This is a genomic window from Micromonospora sp. ATLC20 (assembly GCF_057196585.1).
The window spans coordinates 1-5,972 of the sequence record NZ_JBXUOV010000262.1; the positions used below are offsets into that span (position 1 = coordinate 1).

Annotated in this window: 5 protein-coding genes; 3 read left to right on the forward strand and 2 right to left on the reverse strand. The window is 72.6% G+C overall.

The genetic code is table 11. The features are described from left to right. The first annotated feature begins 204 nt into the window (after nt 1-204). On the forward strand, nt 205-2,007 hold the full coding sequence (metG, locus tag AC2CHG_RS29520; protein WP_262012623.1) for a methionine--tRNA ligase: 1,803 nt from the start codon (nt 205-207) through the stop codon (nt 2,005-2,007). A 58-nt stretch (nt 2,008-2,065) separates the two neighbouring features. On the opposite strand, the gene AC2CHG_RS29525 is transcribed toward metG, so the two are convergent. Together AC2CHG_RS29525 and AC2CHG_RS29530 are read right to left on the reverse strand one after the other, a co-directional pair. After that, nucleotides 2,066-2,917 (reverse strand): alpha/beta fold hydrolase, encoded by an 852-nt coding sequence (locus AC2CHG_RS29525; protein ID WP_281600406.1) that lies wholly within the window; start codon nt 2,915-2,917, stop codon nt 2,066-2,068. A 60-nt stretch (nt 2,918-2,977) separates the two neighbouring features. Then, nucleotides 2,978-4,222 carry a hypothetical protein gene (locus AC2CHG_RS29530; RefSeq protein WP_484526030.1) on the reverse strand — a complete coding sequence of 415 codons (1,245 nt, stop codon included), beginning with the start codon at nt 4,220-4,222 and terminating at the stop codon, nt 2,978-2,980. Nucleotides 4,223-4,303: 81 nt separating this feature from the next. Between AC2CHG_RS29530 and AC2CHG_RS29535 the strand changes: the two genes are divergently transcribed. Both AC2CHG_RS29535 and rsmA read left to right on the forward strand, forming a co-directional pair. Then, complete coding sequence (locus AC2CHG_RS29535) at nt 4,304-5,206, forward strand: TatD family hydrolase (RefSeq protein ID WP_484526032.1); 903 nt, start codon at nt 4,304-4,306, stop codon at nt 5,204-5,206. A gap of 13 nt (nt 5,207-5,219) precedes the next feature. Next, nucleotides 5,220-5,972: 16S rRNA (adenine(1518)-N(6)/adenine(1519)-N(6))-dimethyltransferase RsmA (gene rsmA / locus AC2CHG_RS29540; protein WP_484526031.1), on the forward strand; the 753-nt coding region annotated here is incomplete at its 3' end.

Sequence of the window (5,972 nt, forward strand, 5' to 3'; positions counted from 1 at the left end):
GGCGCAGGCCGCGCCGCGCGCCGGGTGGCGGCGGCCGACGGCTCGGGCGCCGCTGGTCTGCTGGTCACGATGTTCATTTCACACCGGTACGTCGGGCTTGTCGGGCAGCTCACGCCGCGTGTCGGCGACAAATCGGACGTACGGTCGGAGCGCGCACCCCATTGGTTCGCGGCGCACCCACGGCAATCACTAGGCTTGCTGCTCATGAGTCACGTTCTCGCCGCGGTCGCCTGGCCCTACGCCAACGGCCCGCGCCACATCGGCCACGTATCCGGATTCGGCGTTCCCTCCGACGTCTTCGCCCGGTACATGCGGATGGCCGGTCACGACGTGCTCATGGTGTCCGGCACCGACGAACACGGCACCCCGATCCAGGTGCAGGCCGACGCCGAGGGGGTCACCCCACGCGAGCTGGCCGACCGCTACAACCGGGTGATCGCCGAGGACCTGCGGGCGCTGGGCCTGTCGTACGACCTGTTCACCCGCACCACTACGCGCAACCACTACGCGGTGGTGCAGGAGCTGTTCACAGGTCTCTACCGCAACGGCTACATCGTCCCGAAGGTCACCACCGGCGCGATCTCCCCGTCCACCGGCCGGACGCTGCCCGACCGCTACATCGAGGGCACCTGCCCGATCTGCGGCTACGACAGCGCGCGCGGCGACCAGTGCGACAACTGCGGCAACCAGCTCGACCCGATCGACCTGATCGACCCCAAGTCGAAGATCAACGGGGAGACGCCGGAGTTCGTCGAGACCGAGCACTTCTTCCTCGACCTGCCCGCCCTGGCCGAGGCGCTGCGGCAGTGGCTGGACACCCGCGACGGCTGGCGCCCGAACGTACTGCGGTTCTCCCGCAACCTGCTCGACGACCTCCAGCCCCGGGCCATCACCCGCGACCTGGAGTGGGGCGTGCCGATCCCGCTCGACGACTGGCGCGACCGCCCGGACAAGCGGATCTACGTCTGGTTCGACGCGGTCATCGGCTACCTGTCCGCGTCCATCGAGTGGGCCCGGCGCACCGGCGACCCGGAGGCCTGGCGCAAGTGGTGGTCGGCGGACGGGGAGGGGAAGGACGCCCGGTCCTACTACTTCATGGGCAAGGACAACATCGTCTTCCACTCGGTGATCTGGCCGGCGCTGCTCGGCGGCTACTCCGGCGAGGGCACCCGCGACGGCGAGCCGGGCGAACTGGGCCGGCTCAACCTGCCCACCGAGGTCGTGTCCAGCGAATACCTGACCATGGAGGGACGGAAGTTCTCCTCCTCCCGCAAGGTGGTCATCTACGTCCGGGACTTCCTGGAGCGCTACGACGCCGACGCGCTGCGCTACTTCATCGCGGTGGCCGGCCCGGAGAGCAACGACACCGACTTCACCTGGGCGGAGTTCCTGCGCCGCAACAACGACGAACTGGTCGCCGGCTGGGGCAACCTGGTCAACCGGTCGGTGTCGATGGCGGCGAAGAACTTCGGCGCGATCCCGCCGGTCGACCCGGCCGGGCTCACCGAGGCCGACCAGGCGCTGCTGGACACCGCGAAGGCCGGCTTCGGCGTGGTCGGCGACCTGATCGCCCGGCACCGGCAGAAGCAGGCCATCGGCGAGGCCATGAAGGTCGTCGCCGAGGCCAACAAGTACCTCTCCGAGCAGGCGCCGTGGAAGCTCAAGGGCGATGACGACAAGCCCCGGATGGGCACCATCCTGCACGTCGCCCTCCAGGTGGTCAGCGACGCCAACACGCTGCTCACCCCGTTCCTGCCGCACTCCGCCCAGAAGATCCACGAGCTGCTCGGCGGCACCGGCACGCACGCCCCGATGCCGGTGATCGAGGAGGTTGACGACCTCGACGGCGGGCCGTCGTACCCGGTGCTGACCGGTGACTACACGGTCGGGGCGCGCTGGGAGTCCGTACCCCTGGAAGTGGGCCGGCCGCTCGCGGCGCCGAAGCCGGTGTTCCGCAAGCTCGACCCGTCCATCGTCGAGGAGGAGCTGGCCCGCCTGGCCGGCTGACCACGCACGTGTGACCGCGGCCCCGGGGAGATCCCCGGGGCCGCGGTCGTCCGCCAGGTCAGGCGGTCGCCATGCTCGGCTTGCCGATGAACTCCATGATGGCCTTGTTGACCTCGGTGGGATGGGTCCACGGCGTCCCGTGCGGCGCGCCCTTCAGCGTGACCAGCTTGGCGTCGGACAGCATGTTCACCAGCCGCTGGCCCGTCACCGGGAACGGCAGCACGTTGTCCTTGTCGCCCTGGATGATCAGCACCGGCACGTCGATGTTCGGCAGGTCGGCGCGGAAGTCGGTCTGCCAGGCGTCCACCGAGTCGTGGGTGCCCTTGGCCGACGCCTGCGCACCGATCTGCCAGTGCGCGTGGTACGCCTCGTCGCTGACCAGTTTCCCCCGGTTCTCGCTGGCGTTGAAGAACGCGTCGCAGAACTGGGTCAGGTAGGCGAACCGGTCCTGGATGATCGCCTTCTGGAACCCCTCGAACATGCTCTTGTCGACGCCCTCCGGGTCGTCCGGCGTCTTCAGCAGGTACGGCGCCAACGGGGCCATCAGGACCGCCCGGTCCACCCGGTCCGACCCGTACGCGCCCAGGTAGCGGGTCACCTCGCCGGTGCCCATCGAGTGCCCGACCAGGATCGCGTTGCGCAGGTCCAGCTCGGTCATCAGCACGTCCAGGTCGGCGGCGAACGTGTCGTAGTCGTAGCCGCTGGCCGGCTGGGCGGAGTTGCCGAACCCACGCCGGTCGTACGTGATCACCCGGTATCCGGCGTTCAGCAGCGGACCGCTCATCTTCTCCCAGGTCGCCCCGTTGAACGGGAAACCGTGGATCAGCACGATCGGCTGACCGGAACCGTGATCCTCGTAGTACAGGTCGATGGGTGCGGAGTTCTCCGTACCGACGGTGACGAAAGGCATGTCGGGATTCCCCCTCGCGCGGGTTCTCGGACCCACCACGCCTTCCCGACCTGCCCTCGTCTATTCGTGGCGGGCCGGATAGGGCAGGTCCACCACCCGGTCGTCGGTCAGCTCGGCACCCGGCGCCCAGACCTCGTACACGCCGCGTTCCAGACACTGCGCGCCGGTCGCGGCCACCCCGTCCGGATCCGGGCGGCGCAGCCGCAACCGCAGCCAGCCGCCCTCCTCCCGCAGCACCAGGCACGGCACCCCGCGCCAGGCCGCCGTGCGTACCCGGCGGGCCGGCGCGTCCACCGGGTATCGGGCCGCCCGGGTCATCGCGAGCACCCGGAACCCGCCCGGCTGGTCGGCCACCGCCTCGTACTCCGAACCCGCGTACGTGCCGACGAGCCGGGTGGAGCGCGGCGCGTCGCCGGTCGGCACGTACTCCTGGTCGGCGGCCAGACCGGGCACCGCGGCGAGCAGGTGCCGCCACTGCGGCCCGGCCAGGCGCAGCCAGCCCCGCTGCTCCGCCTGGTAGGTGTAGAGCACCACCTCCACCCCCTCGGCAGGGTAGGCCAGCAGCGTGGCGTTCGCCGGCATCGGCAGGTCGGCGAACTCCCGGGTGACGAACTCCGGTACGAGCTGCCCGTTGCTCGGCACGAACCCGGTACCCAGCACCGGCGGCCCCAGCCGGTCCCGGGGCGGCAACGCCATGAGCCCCTGGTGCGCCGGGCCCACCGGCACGTCGTAGTCGGCCGGGTCGGCGGCCCGCCAGCGCAGCGCGTACGCCACGTCGCCGCCCTCGGAGTCGCCCCGCAGCACCGCCATCCCGGCCGGTGTCCGCAGGTGCGCCACGTCGTGCTCCCGGTAGCAGAAGCCGTGCGGCAGCACGCCCCGCACGTGGCCGGCGAGCTGCCGGGCGGAGAGCACCTTCACCATCCGGGTACCGGGCCGGATCACCGCCGACGCCCGCACCGCGGCGAGCGTCGGATCGGCCGCCGCGCCCGGCTGCTGGCTGAGCCGGTGTACGTACGCCCAGCCGCGGTCCCGGTGCACCGGCATCAGCAGCGGCGCGTCCGTGTCGTCGCCCGGCCCGGCGCCGCCGTGCACCGCGTCCACCTCGGTCGCGTGCACGAACCGGCGCCACGGATAGCCGCTGCCGGGCCGGGGGCACCACTCGAACCCGGGTGCCTCGTCGGCGCTGAACAACTCGTACGCCGCGCCCCGGGCGATCTCCTCCGCCGGATGCACCCGGCCGCCGTACGTCACGCGCAACCCGGCCCGGTCGGAGGCGGGCCCGCCGGCCTGGTCGGTGACTGTCACTCCGGGACGCTAAGCCCGCCAGATGTGGGGCACGTGAACAGCCGGTGGCGGTCCGGGAACGCCGTACCGGGCCGGTGTGTGATGCTGGCCGCGATGACCGAGAAGACCGAGACCCGCAAGCAGCGCGCCGCCCGCCGGGCCGGGGAGTTCCCGCCCGCCCCCGAGCCGCTGCCCGTGCCCGTGCCGGACAGCCACACCCACCTCGACATCACCGTCGGCGAGTTCGGCACGCCTCCGGGCGGCGCCCCCGGCGACGACCCGGTGGCCGCCGCGATCGACGTCGCCGCCCGGGCCGGCGTGGACCGGCTCGTCCAGGTCGGGGTGGACGTCGACTCGTCCCGGTGGGGCGCCGACGTCGCCGACCGGTACGCCCCGGTGCTCGCCACCGTCGCGCTGCACCCGAACGAGGCGCCCCGGCTCGCCGACCTGGACGAGGCGCTGCGCGAGATCGAGACGCTCGCCGGCCGGGACCGGGTCCGCGGCGTCGGCGAGACCGGGATGGACTTCTTCCGTACCGGCGACGACGGGCGGGCCGCGCAGGAGGAGAGCTTCCGGGCGCACATCGCCATCGCCAAGCGGCACGGCAAGGCGCTGGTCATCCACGACCGGGACGCGCACGCCGACGTGCTGCGCATCGTCGACGACGAGGGCGCCCCGGACACCGTGGTCATGCACTGCTTCTCCGGCGACGCCGGCTTCGCCCGCGAGTGCGTCCGGCGCGGCTTCCTGCTCAGCTTCGCCGGCACCGTCACGTTCGGCAGCTCCGCCGCGCTGCGCGAGGCCGCCGCCGTCACCCCGCCGGAACAGATGCTCGTGGAGACCGACGCGCCCTACCTGACCCCGATGCCGTACCGGGGACGGCCCAACGCGTCGTACCTGATCCCGCTGACGGTCCGCTTCCTCGCCGAGACCACCGGCACCGACCTGGACGAACTCTGCGCCACCATCTCCGCGACCGGCGACCGCGCGTTCGGGCCGTGGTGAGAGGATGCCCGGCGTGACCGGACTCCTCGGCCCGGCGGAGATCCGGGAACTCGCCGCGCGCCTCGGCGTCACGCCGACCAAGAAGCTCGGCCAGAACTTCGTGCACGACCCCAACACCGTGCGCCGCATCGTCACCACCGCCGGGCTCACCCCCGACGACGTGGCGCTGGAGGTCGGCCCGGGGCTCGGCTCGCTCACGCTCGCCCTGCTCCCGGTCGCCGCGCACGTGCACGCCGTGGAACTCGACCCGGCGCTCGCCGCCGCGCTGCCGGAGACCGCCGCCCGCTTCGCCGGGTCGGCCGCCGAGCGGCTCACCGTCCACCCGGCCGACGCGCTGCGGGTCACCGCCGCCGACCTGGCCGGCCCGGCGCCGACCGCGCTGGTGGCGAACCTGCCCTACAACGTCGCCGTGCCGGTCGTGCTGCACCTGCTCGCCGAGCTGCCCACGCTGCGCCACGGCCTGGTGATGGTGCAGAAGGAGGTAGCCGACCGGCTCGTCGCCGGTCCCGGCTCCAAGGTGTACGGCATCCCGTCGGTCAAACTCGCCTGGTACGCCCGCTCCCGCGCCGCCGGCAAGGTCCCGCCGAACGTGTTCTGGCCGGTGCCGAACGTCGACTCCGGCCTGGTCGCGTTCACCAGGCGCGAGCCACCCCGGCCGGACGTACCCCGGAAGGCCGTCTTCGCCGTCGTCGACGCCGCGTTCGCGCAGCGCCGCAAGACGCTGCGCGCCGCCCTCGCCGGCTGGGCCGGCGGCGCGGACCGGGCC

What these genes read in the sequence shown, in the direction of transcription:
- metG (WP_262012623.1), top strand. Translation starts at nt 205, where the DNA reads ATGAGTCACGTTCTCGCCGCGGTCGCCTGGCCCTACGCCAACGGCCCG.
- AC2CHG_RS29535 (WP_484526032.1), top strand. Translation starts at nt 4,304, where the DNA reads ATGCTGGCCGCGATGACCGAGAAGACCGAGACCCGCAAGCAGCGCGCC.
- AC2CHG_RS29525 (WP_281600406.1), bottom strand. Translation starts at nt 2,917, where the DNA reads ATGCCTTTCGTCACCGTCGGTACGGAGAACTCCGCACCCATCGACCTG.